Source organism: Pseudomonas sp. RIT-PI-AD (genome assembly GCF_025642785.1).
Lineage (GTDB): Bacteria > Pseudomonadota > Gammaproteobacteria > Pseudomonadales > Pseudomonadaceae > Pseudomonas_T.
Map to the genome: position 1 here is coordinate 143,663 of NZ_JANZKU010000001.1, position 16,397 is coordinate 160,059.

At 67.6% G+C, this 16,397-nt stretch carries 17 protein-coding genes; 4 read left to right on the forward strand and 13 right to left on the reverse strand.

The genetic code is table 11. From position 1 onward, the window contains the following. Positions 1-2: 2 nt before the first annotated feature. From OGL92_RS00680 to OGL92_RS00705, 6 genes are all read right to left on the reverse strand, one after another. Positions 3-1,643: an ATP-dependent DNA ligase gene (locus OGL92_RS00680; protein WP_263138849.1), complete on the reverse strand. Its 1,641-nt coding sequence runs from the start codon at positions 1,641-1,643 to the stop codon at positions 3-5. Continuing rightward, the gene (locus OGL92_RS00685; protein WP_263138851.1) at positions 1,640-2,665 is read right to left on the reverse strand and encodes a ligase-associated DNA damage response exonuclease; all 1,026 of its coding nucleotides are present in this window, start codon (positions 2,663-2,665) and stop codon (positions 1,640-1,642) included. The genes OGL92_RS00680 and OGL92_RS00685 overlap by 4 nt, the downstream gene beginning before the upstream one ends. A gap of 152 nt (positions 2,666-2,817) precedes the next feature. Next, positions 2,818-5,361, reverse strand: a complete 2,544-nt coding sequence (locus OGL92_RS00690) for a penicillin acylase family protein (protein WP_263138852.1) — start codon at positions 5,359-5,361, stop codon at positions 2,818-2,820. An 82-nt stretch (positions 5,362-5,443) separates the two neighbouring features. Next, positions 5,444-6,094 (reverse strand): glutathione binding-like protein, encoded by a 651-nt coding sequence (locus tag OGL92_RS00695; protein ID WP_263138858.1) that lies wholly within the window; start codon positions 6,092-6,094, stop codon positions 5,444-5,446. Positions 6,095-6,268: 174 nt separating this feature from the next. After that, on the reverse strand, positions 6,269-6,472 hold the full coding sequence (locus OGL92_RS00700) for an SEC-C metal-binding domain-containing protein (RefSeq protein ID WP_263138871.1): 204 nt from the start codon (positions 6,470-6,472) through the stop codon (positions 6,269-6,271). 3 nt (positions 6,473-6,475) lie between these two features. Beyond that, positions 6,476-6,973, reverse strand: coding sequence for an LEA type 2 family protein (locus OGL92_RS00705; RefSeq protein WP_263138878.1), 498 nt, complete (start codon positions 6,971-6,973; stop codon positions 6,476-6,478). A gap of 113 nt (positions 6,974-7,086) precedes the next feature. Here OGL92_RS00705 and OGL92_RS00710 point away from each other — a divergent pair, with 113 nt between their 5' ends. After that, positions 7,087-7,644, forward strand: a complete 558-nt coding sequence (locus tag OGL92_RS00710; RefSeq protein ID WP_263138882.1) for a hypothetical protein — start codon at positions 7,087-7,089, stop codon at positions 7,642-7,644. A gap of 153 nt (positions 7,645-7,797) precedes the next feature. Here OGL92_RS00710 and OGL92_RS00715 read toward each other — a convergent pair whose 3' ends face one another. The 3 genes from OGL92_RS00715 to OGL92_RS00725 all read right to left on the reverse strand — a co-directional run bounded on the left by OGL92_RS00715 (position 7,798) and on the right by OGL92_RS00725 (position 10,002). Continuing rightward, entirely contained in the window at positions 7,798-8,901 is a 1,104-nt protein-coding gene (locus OGL92_RS00715; RefSeq protein ID WP_263138889.1) for a hypothetical protein, read from the reverse strand. A 136-nt stretch (positions 8,902-9,037) separates the two neighbouring features. Continuing rightward, positions 9,038-9,499 (reverse strand): YchJ family protein, encoded by a 462-nt coding sequence (locus OGL92_RS00720; RefSeq protein WP_263138893.1) that lies wholly within the window; start codon positions 9,497-9,499, stop codon positions 9,038-9,040. 5 nt (positions 9,500-9,504) lie between these two features. Further along, on the reverse strand, positions 9,505-10,002 hold the full coding sequence (locus OGL92_RS00725) for a DUF6231 family protein (RefSeq protein ID WP_263138895.1): 498 nt from the start codon (positions 10,000-10,002) through the stop codon (positions 9,505-9,507). Between the two features lie 185 nt (positions 10,003-10,187). On the opposite strand from OGL92_RS00725, the gene OGL92_RS00730 reads away from it, so the two are divergent. Continuing rightward, a complete protein-coding gene (locus tag OGL92_RS00730; RefSeq protein WP_263138898.1) occupies positions 10,188-10,901 on the forward strand; it encodes an OmpA family protein in 714 nt (237 codons plus the stop codon). Between the two features lie 111 nt (positions 10,902-11,012). Next, positions 11,013-11,426 (forward strand): alternative ribosome rescue aminoacyl-tRNA hydrolase ArfB, encoded by a 414-nt coding sequence (arfB, locus tag OGL92_RS00735; protein WP_263138900.1) that lies wholly within the window; start codon positions 11,013-11,015, stop codon positions 11,424-11,426. 66 nt (positions 11,427-11,492) lie between these two features. On the opposite strand, the gene OGL92_RS00740 is transcribed toward arfB, so the two are convergent. The 3 genes from OGL92_RS00740 to phhA form a co-directional block, all read right to left on the reverse strand. Beyond that, positions 11,493-12,692, reverse strand: coding sequence for an amino acid aminotransferase (locus OGL92_RS00740; RefSeq protein WP_263138902.1), 1,200 nt, complete (start codon positions 12,690-12,692; stop codon positions 11,493-11,495). Beyond that, positions 12,689-13,045, reverse strand: coding sequence for a 4a-hydroxytetrahydrobiopterin dehydratase (locus OGL92_RS00745; protein ID WP_263138904.1), 357 nt, complete (start codon positions 13,043-13,045; stop codon positions 12,689-12,691). Before OGL92_RS00745 ends, OGL92_RS00740 begins: the two co-directional genes overlap by 4 nt. A 94-nt stretch (positions 13,046-13,139) precedes the next feature. Further along, entirely contained in the window at positions 13,140-13,925 is a 786-nt protein-coding gene (gene phhA / locus OGL92_RS00750) for a phenylalanine 4-monooxygenase (protein WP_263138906.1), read from the reverse strand. Between the two features lie 268 nt (positions 13,926-14,193). Here phhA and OGL92_RS00755 point away from each other — a divergent pair, with 268 nt between their 5' ends. Continuing rightward, complete coding sequence (locus OGL92_RS00755; protein ID WP_263138911.1) at positions 14,194-15,759, forward strand: sigma-54-dependent transcriptional regulator; 1,566 nt, start codon at positions 14,194-14,196, stop codon at positions 15,757-15,759. 87 nt (positions 15,760-15,846) lie between these two features. Here the strand turns inward: OGL92_RS00755 and OGL92_RS00760 are convergent, their stop codons facing one another. Next, positions 15,847-16,308: a DUF1456 family protein gene (locus tag OGL92_RS00760; RefSeq protein WP_263138917.1), complete on the reverse strand. Its 462-nt coding sequence runs from the start codon at positions 16,306-16,308 to the stop codon at positions 15,847-15,849. Between the last annotated feature and the right edge of the window lie 89 nt (positions 16,309-16,397).

Sequence of the window (16,397 nt, forward strand, 5' to 3'; positions counted from 1 at the left end):
GCTCATTGCAGGAGATCCTGCAGGGTCGCCAGGGTGTCGGCATCTTCGATGCCCTTGTCGTGGCGCCAGCGCAGCATGCGCGGGAAGCGCACGGCGACGCCGCTCTTGTGTCGCTTGGACAGGGCGATGCCCTCGAAGCCCAGTTCGAACACCAGGCTCGGGGTGACGCTGCGCACCGGGCCGAATTTCTCCACGGTGGTCTTGCGCACGATGGCGTCCACCTTGCGCATTTCCTCGTCGGTGAGCCCGGAATAGGCCTTGGCGAAGGGCACCAGGCTGCGCGCCGAGGCGCCCGGCGCGGCGTCCCAGACGGCGAAGGTGAAATCGGTGTAGAGGCTGGCGCGGCGTCCATGGCCGCGCTGGGCATAGATCAACACGGCGTCGACGCTGAAGGGGTCGATCTTCCATTTCCACCAGACGCCCATGTCCTTGGTGCGGCCTACCCCGTACAGCGAGTCGCGGGCCTTGAGCATCATGCCCTCGACACCCAGGCTGCGGGAGGCTTCGCGTTGTCGCGCGAGGTCTTCCCAGTCGTCGCCGATCAGCAGCGGCGAGGGCGACAGCAGGGGACTGGCGCAAGCGGCGAGAACTTTTTCCAGGGCGTCGCGGCGTTCCTGCTGGGTACGGTTGCGCCAATCCTCGCCGCCGAATTCAAGCAGGTCGTAGGCGAGCATGCGCACCGGCACGTCCTCCAGCAGCTTGCGGCTGAGGGTCTTGCGCCCGATGCGTTGTTGCAGGAGCGCGAAGGGCTGCACCCGATCGTCTTTCCACACCACCAGCTCGCCGTCGATCACCGTGCCGTCGGGCAGTGGGTCCAGCAGCTCGTGGAGCTCGGGAAAGCGCTCGGTCACCAATTCTTCGCCCCGCGACCAGATCCACAGGCGTCCGTCGCGCTTCACCAACTGCGCGCGAATGCCGTCCCACTTCCATTCCACCAGCCAGTCCTGTGCCGGGCCGAGCAAGGCTTCGAACTGCGCGTGGGGGGCTTGCAGGGCGTGGGCCAGAAAGAACGGATAGGGCTGGCCGCCGCGCTGGGCGTGTTCGCTGGCGGATTCGGCGGCGATCAGGCGCAGGTAGCCGTCGGCGCTGGGCCGGTGCGACAGGTCGGTGTAGCCGACCAGGCGTTGCGCGACACGTTTGGCGTCCAGCCCGGCCAGGGAGGCCAGGGCACGGGTCACCAGCAGCTTCGACACACCGACGCGGAAGGCGCCGGTGATCAGCTTGATGCAGACCATCAGGCTCTGCCGGTCGAGCTGCCGCCAGAGCGGCGGCAAGCGCTCGGCCAGCTCCTCCGGCGGGCGGCCGCGCAGCGGCAGCAGGTAATCCTCGACCCAATGGGCCAGGCCCGCCTCGCTGCGGTGGTCGCTTTCCGGCAGCAACAGGGCGATGGTCTCCGCCAGGTCGCCGACCGCTTGGTAGCTTTCCTCGAACAGCCACTCCGGCAGGTCGGCGGCGGCTACCGCCAGTTCCCGCAGCAGACGCGTCGGGACCATTTGCCGGGGCCGGCCTCCGGCGAGGAAATACACCGCCCAGGCGGCGTCGGCGGGTGCCGCGTCGCGGAAGTAGTCCTGCATGGCGGCGAGCTTGGCGTTGCTCGAGGTGGTGGCGTCCAGGCGCGCATAGAGGTCGGCGAAGGCTTTCATCCGGCGTCGACCTCCTGCTTCGGGTCTTCGCTTTCCTCGTCGTCGCCGTACTCGGTGGCGAAGCCCTGGGCATCCAGGCCGCGCTCGCGCAGGTAGCGCACCAGCACGTTGACCGAGCCGTGGGTGACCATCACCCGCTCGGCGCCGGTCTGTTCGATGGCCCACAGCAGGCCGGGCCAATCGGCGTGGTCGGAGAGCACGAAGCCGCGGTCCACCCCGCGCCGGCGGCGGGTGCCGCGCAGCATCATCCAGCCGCTGGCGAAGGCATCCGAATACTCGCCGAAGCGGCGCATCCAGGTGCTGCCGCCGGCCGAGGGCGGCGCCAGGATCAGCGCCTGGCGCAGGGCCGGGTCGGCCTTCTTGAAGTCGCCGGCATACTGGGTGGCGGGCAGCCGCACGCCGCCTTCGCGGTACACCTGGTTCAGCGGTTCCACCGAACCATGGGCGAGGATCGGGCCGATGCTCGCGTCGATGCCGTGGAGGATGCGCTGGGCCTTGCCGAAGGCGTAGCAGAACAGCACGCTGGCGCGGCCCTCGGCCTGGTTCTGACGCCACCAGGCGTCGATCCCGGCGAAGATTTCCGCTTGGGGTTGCCAGCGGTAGATCGGCAGGCCGAAGGTGGATTCGGTGATGAAGGTGTGGCAGCGCACCGGCTCGAAGGGGGTGCAGGTGCCGTCGGCCTCCACTTTGTAGTCGCCCGAGGCGACCCAGACTTCGCCCTGGTATTCCAGGCGCACCTGGGCGGAGCCGAGCACATGGCCGGCCGGGTGGAAGCTCAGCCGCACGCCGTGGTGATCCAGGCTCGCGCCGTAGGGCAGGGTCTGCAGGTCGATGTCGGCGCCCAGGCGGGCGCGCAGGATACCTTCCCCGGGCGCCGCCGCCAGGTAGCGTACGCTGCCGCCGCGGGCGTGGTCGCCGTGACCGTGGGTGATGACCGCGCGCTCCACCGGTCGCCAGGGATCGATGTAGAAATCGCCGGGGGGGCAGTAGAGACCTTCGGGGCGGGCGATGACCAGATCCATAGGGGCGCCAGAAAAGGGGGCATGTTGCTATGAGCCCCGTGGCGCTGGCTAAGTTCGGCCTGTTCGCCGGCCGGCGCGGCGCGCGAAGCCAGGGACGGCCGCGCGCTCCGCGACACCCGCCGGTCCGCGCCGGCGGGTGCGCGGACCCTGGTTCAGGTCCCCGGCACCAGGATCAGGCGCTTGCTGCCATAGACCTTGTCGAGGTTCTCCGGCTTGAACGGGAAGCTCATGTAGCGGCCCTTGAGCCAGGCGTCGATGCCGTCCGCGTAGTGCCCGCTGGCCGGGTTGCCGGATTGGCCGGAGCTGTTCAGGCCGAGCATCGGCTCGTCGCGGTTGAAGTCGACGATCAGGCGCATCGCCGGGATCAGCCAGGTGTCGGCTTCGGCGGCGCCCCAATGGTAGGCGGCGACGTCCAGGGTGGTGTGGTCGCCGCCCGCCGGGTAGGGGCCGCGGTCGAGGTAGTCGCGCAAGGCGCGGATACCGGCGCGCTGGGTCGTGCTCATATAGGGCGCCAGGCGGCTGCTGTCGGAGACCCAGGTGTAGCGGTGCAGTTTGCCCCACTGCCAGGCCTTGCGGTCGCTGCCCAGGCGGGCTTCCAGGTCGTCGACGGTGGCGGCCAGGCTGCGCGCGAGGATCGTCGGCTTGTCTTCCTTCTGCGGCGTGCGCACGTCGTCCCAGAACGGGCTGTCGGGGCGTCCGAGCAGGTGGTCGGCCTGGGCCGAATAGGACAGGTCGGACGCCTGCATCAGCGCCTGCCAGGCCGGGCTGTCGTCCGGGCCCAGTTCGTCGAGGAAAATCTGCCGCGCGCTCTCCCGGAGGAACTGGGCGTAGACCGCGGCATCCGCGGAATTCGGCGCGAGCCGGCCGTCGAAGGCCAGCAGCCGCTGCAGCGCTTCGCGCGCCTTGCCGCGTGCGTCCGCCGGCAGGCTGCCAATCGCCTGTTGCAGGGGCTTCGCCATGCTCGGGTCCTGCAGCATCGCCTTGAGCTTGGCGGCGAACAGGGTGGTCTTGTCGTACTGCATGGCGATGGTGCTGGCGGTGTCCTGCTTGCCGCCGCCCGCCAGTTGCGCGATGCGTTCGGCGCGCTCCGGGTAGTGCCATGAGTTGGACAACTGCACGCCGTAGCCGCCGCTCACCGTGCGCTGGTTGGCGGTGCCCAGCCAGCCCTGGGGCGGGTCCTGGTCGTAGGGGTAGAGCATCGGGTCGGCATAGCCGTCCCAGTCGTAGCGGCCGTCCCAGCCGGGGGAGGGCAGCAGGCCCGTGCCCTCGCGGCGGTTCGGGTAGCGCCCGGTGACCTGCCAGGCGATGTGCCCGGCGTCGGCGTAGAGCATGTTCAGGCCACTGGAGCGAATCTCGCGGGTGGCCTCGTGGGCCTTGTCCACCGACTGCGCGCGTGACAGGTCGAAGAAGGCGTCGAGGCTCTTGTCCGCCTCGAAGGACATGCTCTGCAGGGCGATCCCCAGGCCGCTCTTCAGGCTCAAGGGTTGCAGCGGGTGCTTGCGTTCGCCGAGTACCGAGTTGAGCAGGGGGCCGTGGCGGGTTTCCAGGATGGTTTCGCGGATCGGCCGTTCGCCCCTGATGAAGAAGGTCTCGTGGCGTTCGACGGTGGGTTGCCAGGTGCCGTCGGCGAGGTAATAGGTGCGGTTGCCCTGGCGCTTGAGTTTTTCCAGGAACAGGTCCTGGTTGTCCCCCATGACCATGGTCATGCCCCAGGCCAGCTTGCCGTTGAACCCGGCGACGATCGCCGGCACGCCGGCCAGGGTGATGCCGGCGGCCTGGTACTTGGGCGAGCGCAACTGCACGTAATTCCACACCGAGGGCATCGACAGCGGCAGGTGGGTGTCGTTGGCCAGGATGCTCTTGCCGCCGCGGCTGCGCTGGGGCGCGATGGCCCAGTTATTCGACGCGGCCACTCCGAGCATGTCCAGGCTGGCGATCTGCCCGGCCACCTGGTCCAGGGCGGCGAGCCCGGGCATTTGCCCGCCGAGGTCGACGCCCTTGAGCTTGGCCGCTTCCTCGAAGGGCAGGGGCTCGTCGGGGTAGGTGGGGAACAACCAGCCCAGCTTGTCGGCCCCGACCTTCTGCGCCAGTACCAGGGAGGCCAATTCTTCCTGGAGGTTGACCGACAGGCCGAAGTTCAACAGGCAGAACAACATGACCGAATCTTCCGCCTTCCAGTAGGCCGGGCGGTAGCCGGCCTCGGCCAGGTCCATCGGCAACTTGTCGCGGTAGCGGAACAGGTAGGCGTTGACCCCGCGGGCATACACGTCGAAGAACTGCTTCAGGCGCGGCGAGGCGTTCTTGTAGAGCACCTCGGCGTTTTTCTTCAGGTTCACCGCGCGCATGAAGCGGTCGATTTCCAGCACCCCGGGGCCGGCCAGTTCCGCCAGGCGGCCCTCGGCCATCAGGCGCATGCCGACCATCTGGCTCAGGCGGTCGCTGGCGTGCACGTAGCCGAGGGTGAACAGCGCGTCGTAGAAGGTGTTGGTCTCGATCAGCGGCATGCCCAGCGCATTGCGCCGGACCACCGCGGTCTGCGCCAGACCCTGGATACGGAAGCTGCCCTGGTCGGGCGCCACGCTGGCCGCGTAGCGGTCCTCGACCAGGGATTGGCAACCGCTGAGGGCGACGGCGCCGGCGAAGGCGGCGGCACCGGCGAAGCGCGGGAAAACACGCGTGAGGGCGGGCGGAACCATGCTGCGGACTCTCCTGAAAGGGGCAGCGGGGGAAGCGCGCTACGTTAGTCAGCCCCCGCGTGCCGCGCAAGCGCCGCCGCGGCTACTTTTTCGCCGCCTCGGGATTGATCCGGGCGACCAGGGCATAGGCGCGGACGGTGGCCGGGCGCGCCTTGATCCCTTCGAACCAGCGCTTGAGATGGGGAAAGTCGTCGAGATTCTGTCCTTGCCATTCGTGGGAGACGATCCACGGGTAGATCGCCATGTCGGCGATGCTGTAGTCGGCGCCGGCGACGAACTCGCGATCGCCCAGGCGCTTGTCCAGCACGCCGTAGAGGCGCGCGGTCTCGTCCACGTAGCGCTTGATGGCGTAGGGAATCTTCTCCGGCGCGAAGCGGGCGAAGTGATGGTTCTGGCCGGCCATGGGGCCGAGGCCGCCCATCTGCCAGAACAGCCATTGCAGGACTTCCTCGCGGCCGCGCAGGTCCTGGGGGATGAACGCGCCGGTCTTGTTCGCCAGGTACAGCAGGATGGCGCCGGACTCGAACAGGCTCAGTGGCTCGCCGCCGTCCGCCGGCTCGTCGTCGACGATCGCCGGGATCTTGTTGTTCGGCGAGATCTTCAGGAAATCCGCCTGGAACTGCTCGTTCTTGGAGATGTTGATCGGATGGATGCGGTAGGGCAGGCCGCTTTCTTCGAGGAACAGGCTGATCTTGTGGCCGTTGGGGGTGGTCCAGTAGTACAGGTCGATCATCGAGGTCTCCACGGAGCGGGGGGCGGTGGGGTCGGATTTCGCCGACGGGTCTTGGAGTGACCCGGGCGGAACCCCTGGAGTTCAGCGGGGCGGCCCCGGCGAGCCGTTCGCGCGCCAGGGCCGCACTGGCGGATCGGGGGCGTCAGGCGCGGAGCGCCCGACGCGACGGCGGGTTCAGGCCGCGCAGCACTTCTTGAACTTCTGCCCGCTGCCACAGGGACAGGGATCGTTGCGACCGACGTCCTTCAGCGGATTGCGGGTCGGCTCGAGGGGCGCGTGGTTGCAGTGCGGACCGTGCACGTGGCCCGGGTGGCCATGGTCGTGCTCGTGGTGATCGTGGTTGCAGTCGGGTCCGTGTACGTGGGGCGTCTGGCTCATGGGTCACTCCGGGATGAACGAACCGGGGATTATCTCGCCATTCCGCCGTAGCTGCACGTACTTGCCGAACAGCAGGCCGGTCCTGATTTCGCCCTGGAGGCGGTATTGCACCGGTTCGTCGGGTCTTTCCAGCAGCTTGACGATGTAGCGCATGTGCCGCCACAGGTTGGTATGCACCGGCACGTCGAACACATGGCGGCCATTGGCGGGCACGGTGAACCAGGCGTCGGACTCGCCGGAAGCCAGCTTCACGTCGTTGAGGTAGACGGTGTAGACCAGGCCGCGCACCGGCAGGCTGACGTCATTGGGGTTGTCGACGCGAAAACGCAGGAGGAATTCCTGCTCCACCAGCCTGGCTTTCACGACTTCGACCTTGAGCAGTCGGACATCGGGCTCGACGAAATCGCCGGTGAACCAGGTGGAACATCCCGACAGGCCCGAGAAGGCGCCTAACAACATGAATAGGCTGAGAATTCTTATCGTTTGCGCCTGAAAAAACATTCCAATACTCCAACCGAGGCTCCAGTGTAACAATCAACCGCTCCGCTGCAACGTGTTGTGGGGCTAAAAAAACCTGCGCCATACTGGGCGAGGATTCGGACAGGAGTGTGACCATGAGCCGCTACGAGATCGCCTTTTCCGGGCAGCGGGTGCCCGGTGCCCAGGAAGACGTGGTAAAGGCCAATCTGGCCAAGTTGTTCCAGGCCGATGCGCAGCGCATAGCCTTGCTGTTTTCCGGGCGGCGTATCGTGATCAAGAGCAATCTGGACGCGGCTTCCGCGGAAAAATACCGGGCGACGCTGGAGCGCGCCGGTGCCCTGGTCGAGGTGGTCGATCTCGACCAGCGGATGGAGGTGGAGGACGTCGAGCTGGCACCGCCGCCCGCCGAATTGCCGGCCCGGCCCGCCGCCGCTACCGACGGCGCGGCGCCCCGCCCATTGATCGTGGCGCCACGGGACGAATACATGGCGGCCTTCGCCGAAGTCCAGGCGCCGGATTTCGGTATCGCCCCGGTGGGCGAGGATCTGCAGGACCGCAAGCCCGAGGCGCGGGCGCCGCAGCTGGACCTGTCGGCGTTCAGCCTGGCGCCGGTCGGCAGCGACATGGGCCAGGCGAAGTCCGGCCCCGCCGCCCCGCCGCCGGACGTTTCCCATCTGAAGTTGCAGGACTGAACGCATTTCCATCGCTTGTCGCCAGCCTCGCGCTGCGGCAGCCGGGGCGTTCCTCGCCCCCTAGTGTATTCGCCGTGCGACCGGCCTAGCGGCGTCGCACGGCGCCTTCGATGCACGGCTCGATCCGTACCCGCTTCCACGTGCCCGTCTGCCCTAGCCGGCGCACTTGGCCTTCGCCTGTTCTTCGGTGAGCGAGCGGATCGAGGTGTAGAACAGCGCGCAGCTCCGCGCCTTCTGGGTCACCTGCCATTTCTGCGTGCAGCCGGTCAGCACCTGCCCCGGCGCCTGGCCGGGTTGCTGGCCCATGCCGGCCTGCCAGCAGGCGGCGGTGAGATCCTGGCCCATGACCTTCAACCCGGCGTCGTCGGCCTTCTGCGGGTCGTCGTCGTAGTTCTCCGGGTCGGCGGCGTACCAGATGTAGCTGGGATGGTTGGCGCCGAGCACCGCCACCTCGGCGCCCGGGGTCGGGCTGATCTGCGCCAGGCCGAGCACCTTGACGGTGGCGCCGTACTGCTGTTTCAGCCAACTGCGCACCGGACTGCCGAAGGCGATCATCGGCAACGCGTCGGCACCCTGGCCGCGGGTGATCTGGGCGACCATTCGGGTCTGGTAGTCGGTGAAGTACCCATAGATGCCTTCAAGGTCGCCGCCGGCGCTGGCGGGCGCGGCGATCGGCGCGATGTCGACGATGGTCTGGAACGCGGCCGTGCGCGCGGGCGGCACGCCGTTCTCGACGAGCAGGTCGGCCCAGCGGTCGGTGGTCTTGGACTCCAGGTAGTCCTGCGCCTGGGTCAGCGAGTAGTCCGGCGGGAAGTGCAGCAGTTCGACGCTGCGGCGGTTCTCCAGGGCCATGCCCAGCGGCAGGAAGAAATACCAACTGTATCGCCACTTGCCGTCGGCGTTCAGCCTGCTGGCGCCCTGGAAGGCCAAGTCGCCCGCTTGCAGCAACTCGGCGAGGGGCCGGCCGTAGTCGGCTGGCACGCCGGTGAAGTTCGCGTAGAGGCCGTTGCCGTCGCGGCCCACCTTGACCTGCGCGCTGTCGTAGCCGTCGCGTGCCAGGCTTTGTCCCAGGTAATGCTCCACGGTCTGCTCCAGCGTCCAGTCGCGGTAGCAGATCACGTTGCAATTGTTGGGGTAGGCGAACAGCCGGGTGACCCGCTCGCTGCTGCCCAGGCTGACCTGGATGTCGGCGGCCCGGGCCTCTTCCGCCACGGTCAGGGTCGCCAGGCTGACGGCGACCAGGGTGAGGATGCGCATGTGACTCTCCTGTCTGGGATTGCGCCGTGCGGCGTCGGCGCGGGAAACCTGTCCAGCCCGGCGCGGCCCTTTTCTGCATCTGGGGAATGGGCGTCCGGCCCGGATGGATTTCTACACTCAAGCAGGCTTTGGCGTTTTAGAGAAAGGCGGCGCAGCATTTTTTGAATTTCTGCCCGCTGCCGCAGGGGCAGGGATCGTTGCGGCCAGCCTTGAGCGGCACGGTGGGGTCGAGGAAATACCAGTGCCCGTCCCGGCGGACGAAGGCGGAGCGCTCGCGGTGGGCATGCTCGCCCTGGCCATCGTGCCAACGCGCGGTGAAGGTGACGAAGGCGTGGTCGTCCAGGGGCTCGTGGCGCTCCACCTCCAGGCCGAGCCAAGTGCTCTGCGCGCTCCAGGCGGCGATGGCGGCGCGGTCGAGGCCGGGTCGTTGCGCCGGCAGGGTGCTGGCCAGCAGGTAATCCACTCGCCCCAAGGCATAGGCGCTGTAGCGCGAGCGCATCAGGGCCTCGGCACTGGCGGCCGGTTGCCCGGCGTGCAGGCGCCCGCAGCAGTTTTCCAGCGTTTCGCCGCTGGCGCAGGGGCAACTCGGGGAAGGCATCGGATTCACCACCAGTATTTGCCGAAGTTTTCCGGGTTGGCCCAGAACCTGGCGTTCAGCCAGTCCGGGGTCTGCTTGTAGTCGCGCAGGTCGTAGGTGAACAGGTGCAGCACCTGGTCGTCGCGCCGGAAGCGCTCGCTGGCTTGCAGGGCGAGGCCGTAGAAATCGGTTTCCTGCCAGCCGCAGGCCTGCAGGTCGGCGAGTACGGCGATGCGGCTGGCGTTGAGGTTGCGGATGCCGCCCAGCAGCTCCAGGCCGCTGCGCTTGGGCAGGTGTTCCAGGCAATCGGCGACCACCGCCAGGTCGAAGCGCTGCGCAGCGATGTCGAGCGGCAAGCGATCCGCCGGGGTGCGCGCCAGGCGGCAATCCGGATGGGCCTGTTGGAACGCCTGCACCGCGGGAATCTCGCTGGCGCCGACCTGCAACAGGCGGGCCGGCGCGTGGTGATCGAGCAGGGCGGCCAGCGCCTGTTGCGGAGTACGCGGGGAGAAGCTTTCGTTCATCGTGGAACCTCTGCGTGAAACCCGGGGACTAATTTTCGATCCCGTATGGCACAGGGCCAGTTCTTCGTCCGGCGCCCGTGGATCCGACGAGTCTCGCTGCGATCCTCCCGCGTTTCGCGGGCGTTGCGACCGAGTACTCCATTCCAGTGTCGGCGCTGGTGCCGATCGTACCAAGGAGAACACCTATGAGTATGTTACGGAACGCGGTACCGCTCGTGTTGATGACGGGCTTCCTGACCGGTTGCGCGGGGTTGCAGAAAACCGATTGGCCGACCTGCGCCGCGGTGGGCGGTGCCGGCGGCGCAGCCCTGGGCGCCATCGAGAGCACCGCCTGGGCCGGCGGCGGCGCGCTGTACGGCGGCGCCATGGCGGCGGCCTATTGCTGGGTGCACGGCGACGGCGACGCGGATGGCGATGGCGTACCGGACAGCCGCGACAAGTGCCCGGATACCCCGCCGCACACCCGGGTCGACGCCAGCGGCTGCCCCTTGACCCCGCCGCCGGCACCGGTCGCCGAGGAACCGGTGGTGGAAGAGGTCGTGGTGGTCAAGGAAGAGACCATCGTCGTGCGCGACATGCTGTTCGGCTTCGATTCGGCCACCCTGGCGCCGCGTGACCAGACCAAGCTCGACGAAATCGCCCAGCGCCTGCGCCGCGAGGCGCCCGAGTCGCGCCTGACCATCACCGGGCACACCGACAGCGTCGGCAGCGATACCTACAACCAGAAGCTGTCCGAGCGACGCGCGCGTTCGGTGGCCAATTATCTGGTCAGCCACGGCGTGCCCCAGGGCAGCATCGCCGGTGTGAGCGGCGCGGGCGAGCGCCAACCGGTCGCCGACAACGGCAGCGAGGAAGGCCGGGCACAGAATCGCCGGGTGGAAATCTTCATCCAGCGTTGAGCCCTCAGGGGGCGCCACGTCGCCCCCGCTTCGTTCCGTCCGGGCAGGGAAACGCCCGGCGGAGCGCCGCGAGGGTTATCCTGCAGGCCCTTCATCCGTACGTACCCCGTCATGCTGGAAATCTCCAACAGCGTCCTGCTCCCCGATCAGGAAATCGAATTGACCGCCATCCGCGCCCAGGGCGCCGGTGGGCAGAACGTCAACAAGGTTTCCAGCGCGCTGCACCTGCGTTTCGACATCCAGGCCTCGTCGCTGCCGGATTTCTACAAGGAACGCCTGCTGGCGTTGCGCGACAGCCGCATCAGCCGCGAGGGCGTCATCGTCATCAAGGCCCAGCAATACCGCACCCAGGAACAGAACCGCGCCGACGCGCTGGAACGCCTGGCGGAGCTGATCCGCAGCGTGGCCAAGGTGGAGAAGGCGCGTCGCCCGACGCGGCCGACCCTGGGTTCGAAGCGGCGGCGACTGGAGAGCAAGACCAAGCGCGGCACCCTCAAGGCCGGGCGCGGCAAGGTGGACTACTGAGGCCGCTGAGGTCTTCGGCGAAAAAAAAGCCGGCCCGAAGGCCGGCAGGAAGAGGGTTCTTTCCAGTCAGTCGCATACCGCGGCGATGGCTCGCGCGAGGTCGCCCAGGCGCCTTTCGTCCAGCCCGGCCAGGTTGGCGCGGCCGCTGCCCACCATGTAGACGTTGGAGGCTTCGCGCAGCCGGGCCACCTGCGTGGGGCTGAGCCCGGTGTAGGAGAACATGCCCCGCTGCGCGCCGATGTGGGCGAAGCGCTCCGCCAGGCCGAACGGTTGCAGAGCCTCCACTAGCCCCAGACGGAGGTTGGCCACGCGCTGGCGCATGGCGTCGAGCTCCTGCCTCCACAGGCGTTTCAAGGCCTCGTCGCCGAGGATGGTGGCGACCACCGCGGCGCCGTGGGCCGGCGGCGTCGACCAGAGGTTGCGTGCCAGGAAGGCCAGTTGGCTGCGCACATCCAGCAGGCTCCGCTCATGCTCGCTGCGCACGATCAGGGCGCCGGTGCGCTCGCGATACAGGCCGAAGTTCTTCGAGCAGGAGCTGGTGATCAGCGTCTCCGGCAGGGTGTCGGCGAACAGGCGCACCGCCCAGGCGTCCTCCTCCAGCCCATCGCCGAAGCCCTGGTAGGCGAAGTCCAGCAGCGGCAGCAGTTCCCGCGCACGCACCACGTCCAGTACCCGCCGCCAGTCCTCCTGGCTCAGGTCGAAACCGGTGGGGTTGTGGCAGCAGGCGTGCAGCAGCACCACGTCGCCCTGGGGGATGCGCTCCAGCCCGGCGAGCATCGCCTCGACATCCAGGCGGTTGTCGCGGTCGACGTAGGGGTAATGGCCGACGGCGAGGCCGGCGGCGGCGAACAGGGTCTCGTGGATCGGCCAGGTCGGGTCGCTGAGCCAGATGCCGCGTCCGGGCAGGGTTCGCGCGATCAAGTCGCCCGCCAGGCGCAGCGCCCCGGTGCCGCCCGGAGTCTGGGTGGCACCGGCGAGGCTGCGGGCGATCAGCGGCGAATCGTCGCCCAGGACCAGCGCCAGCAGGCCCTCGGCGAACGCCGGGTCGCCGTGGCCGCCGATGTAGGTCTTGGTGGTCTCGCGCTCGAGCAACTGCTGTTCCGCGCGCTTCACCGCCTGGGGGATGGGTGTCAGGCCCTGGGCGTCCTTGTATACCCCGACGCCCAGGTCGAGCTTGGCCGGGTTGGGGTCGGCGCGAAAGGCTTCCATCAGGCCGAGGATCGGATCGCCGGGAATGCGCTCGACGGCGGCGAAGTGCCGGCTCATTTACGGCCTTCCGCGGCAGCCGCGACCTCGTCGGTGCGCGCCGCCATGACCAGGTCGTTGCGGTGCAGGCCCTTGATCGAGTGGCTCCACCAGGTGACGGTGACCTTGCCCCACTCGGTCAGCAGGCCCGGATGATGGCCTTCGGCCTCGGCGATCGCGCCGACGGCGTTGGTGAAGGCCAGGGCATGCTTGAAGTTCTTGAACAGGAAGAGTCTTTCCAACTGCATGATGCCGTCGCGGACTTCGATGTTCCATTCGGGGATCTGCTTGATCAGCACGGCCAATTCTTCGTCGCTCACCTTGGGCGCGTCGGCGCGGCAGGCTTCGCAATGGGCTTGGTTGAGAGCGGTCATGGGTACTCCTGGATCGAGGTGGAAGCGGTTCGGCCGCGGGGGAGCCGAACGCGCCGAGGCGGCGGCCGCGCGGGCCGCCGCGGCGGTGGATGGATCAAGCGGCCTTGGGCGGAAAGCGCGGCGCGTGCAAGCCCAATTGGGTGGCCTGGCGGACCAGCGCCATGATGTCCTCATGGGCCAGGTCGAACAGCCGCTTCAGCTCCGGCAGCACGAAATATACCGGTTGCAGGATATCGATGCGGTAGGGCGTGCGCATCGCCTCCAGCGGATCGAAGGCCTGGTGGACCGGCTCCTCGGACAGGCTGTAGAGAGTTTCCTTGGGCGAGGAGAGGATGCCGCCGCCGTAGATGCGCCGGCCTTGGGAGGTTTCCGTCAGGCCGAACTCGATGGTCATCCAGTACAGCCGGGCGAGATAGACCCGCTCTTCCTTGCTCGCCTGCAGGCCCAGCTTGCCGTAGGTGTGGGTGAATTCGGCGAACCAGGGGTTGGTCAGCAGCGGGCAATGGCCGAAGATTTCGTGGAAGATGTCCGGCTCTTGCAGGTAGTCCAGTTCCTCCGGGGTACGGATGAAGGTGGCCACCGGGAATTGCTGGCTGGCCAGCAGTTCGAAGAATGTCTGGAACGGGATCAGCGCCGGTACGCGGGCGACGCGCCAGCCGGTGGCGGCTTGCAGTACGCGGTTGATCTCGTCGAGTTGCGGAATGCGGTCGTGGGGCAGGCCGAGCTGTTCGATGCCATCCAGGTATTCCTGGCAGGCGCGGCCTTCGAGCAGTTTGAGTTGGCGGGTGATCAGGGTATTCCACACCTGATGTTCGGCTTCGGGGTAATCGATGAAGCCCGACTCGTCGGGTTGGCGAGCCACGTATTGCGTGGTTTTCATTCGGCCTCCTGCTCGGTCGCAATGCCGTAGCGCGTTGTTGTTGTCGGACCATGAATAACCGCATGCCAGGCGGTTCCCAAGAGGCCCGAGCGCGGGGTGCTGCCATGGGCGTCCGACGAATCGTAAAGAATGCCTTACGAAAGCCCGCAGCTCCAGGCGGATCGCCTTGCCGGCGCGTCGATTCGTCACATATTCTTGACGAAAAAAACGGGTCGCCTTGCGAAACGGACCCGCCCAGCCCTCTATAACGACAACATGGGCCCGCCTGATGCGTATCAAAGTCCATTGCCAGAACCGCGTGGGTATCCTCCGCGACATCCTCAACCTGCTGGTCGACTACGGGATCAACGTCGCCCGCGGGGAAGTCGGGGGCGAGCAGGGGAATGCCATCTACCTGCACTGTCCCAATCTGATCAACCTGCAATTCCAGGCCTTGCGGCCGAAGCTGGAGACCATCCCCGGCGTCTTCGGGGTGAAGCGCGTCGGACTGATGCCCAGCGAGCGCCGCCACCTGGAGCTGAACGCCTTGCTCGGCGCCCTGGACTTCCCGGTGCTGTCCATCGACATGGGCGGCTCCATCGTCGCCGCCAACCGGTCCGCCGCCCAGTTGCTCGGGGTCCGGGTCGACGAGGTGCCGGGGATTCCGCTGTCGCGCTACGCCGAGGACTTCGACCTGCCGGAACTGGTGCGTGCCAACAAGTCGCGGATCAACGGCCTGCGGGTGAAGGTGAAGGGCGACGTGTTCCTCGCCGACATCGCGCCCTTGCAGTCCGAGCACGACGAAAGCGAGGCGCTGGCCGGCGCGGTCCTCACCCTGCACCGCGCCGACCGCGTCGGCGAGCGCATCTACAACGTGCGCAAGCAGGAGTTGCGCGGCTTCGACAGCATCTTTCAGAGTTCGCGGGTGATGGCCGCGGTGGTGCGCGAGGCGCGGCGCATGGCGCCCCTGGATGCGCCGCTGCTGATCGAAGGGGAGACCGGCACCGGCAAGGAACTGCTCGCCCGCGCCTGTCACCTGGCCAGCCCGCGCGGGCAGTCGCCGTTCATGGCGCTCAACTGCGCCGGCTTGCCGGAGTCCATGGCCGAGACCGAGCTGTTCGGCTATGGCCCCGGCGCCTTCGAAGGCGCGCGCCCGGAAGGCAAGCTCGGGCTGCTGGAACTCACCGCCGGTGGCACCCTGTTCCTCGATGGCGTGGGGGAAATGAGCCCGCGGTTGCAGGCCAAGCTGTTGCGTTTCCTGCAGGATGGCTGCTTCCGCCGGGTGGGCAGCGACGAGGAGGTGTACTTGGACGTGCGGGTGATCTGCGCCACCCAGCTCGACCTGTCCGAGTTGTGCGCCAAGGGGGAGTTCCGCCAGGATTTGTATCACCGCCTCAACGTGCTGTCGCTGCACATCCCGCCGCTGCGGGAATGCCTCGACGGCCTGCCGCCGCTGGTGGATCACTTCCTCGACCAGGCCAGCCGGCAGATCGGCTGCCCGCTGCCCAAGCCCACGCCCCAGGCGCTGGAGCGCCTGGGGCGGTACCACTGGCCGGGCAACGTCAGGCAACTGGAGAACGTGCTGTTCCAGGCGGTTTCCCTCTGCGAAGGCGGCACCGTGAAGTCCGAGCACATTCGCCTGCCCGACTATGGGGCGCCCCAGCCGCTGGGCGACTTTTCCCTGGAAGGCGGGCTGGACAGCATCGTCGGGCGCTTCGAGAAAGCCGTGCTGGAGCGCCTGTACGCCGATCATCCGAGCAGCCGGCTGCTGGGCAAGCGGCTGGGGGTTTCCCATACGACGGTAGCCAACAAGCTGCGCCAGCATGGCATCGGCAAGGAGGAACCCTTGGGTTAGCGATCTGGCCGGGAGGGGAATACGGGCTCGGCGACTATAACGAAAAGGCGGCCCGCCGTAGGCCGCCTTTTCCGTGCCGGGCGAAGATCAGCCGCGCAGGCGCAGGGTGAGTCCCTTGAGGAAGTGGCGCAGCACCTGGTCGCCGCACTCACGATAGTTCTTGTGGCCTTTCTTGCGGAACAGGGCGTTGAGCTCCGGTTTGTTCATCGGCAAGCCGGCGTCTTCGAGGATGGCGTGCATGTCTTCGTCCTTGAGTTCGAACGCCACCCGCAGTTTCTTCAGGATCAGATTGTTGCTCACCGGCAGTTCCATCGGGTGAGGCGGGCGGCTGTCGTCGCGGCCGCGCTTGAAATAGATCAAGCCATCGAGGACATGGGCCAGCGTCTCGTCTTCGCACGGCTGGAAGCCGGGCTGATCGTCCTGGCGCAGGTAGGCGCTCATCTGCGCCTCGCTGATCGGATGATCCGCCAGCGCTGCGATTTCGCCCAGTTTGGCATCGCTGACATCCAGCAGATAACGCAGGCTTCGCAGTACATCGTTGTGGGTCATGACATCTCTCATGCTGGCGCCGGACGGGGTCCGGCGGCATTGCAGGGGTGGACGCGGGGGCGGTTGGCCGGTCCGTGGAGGGACCGGCC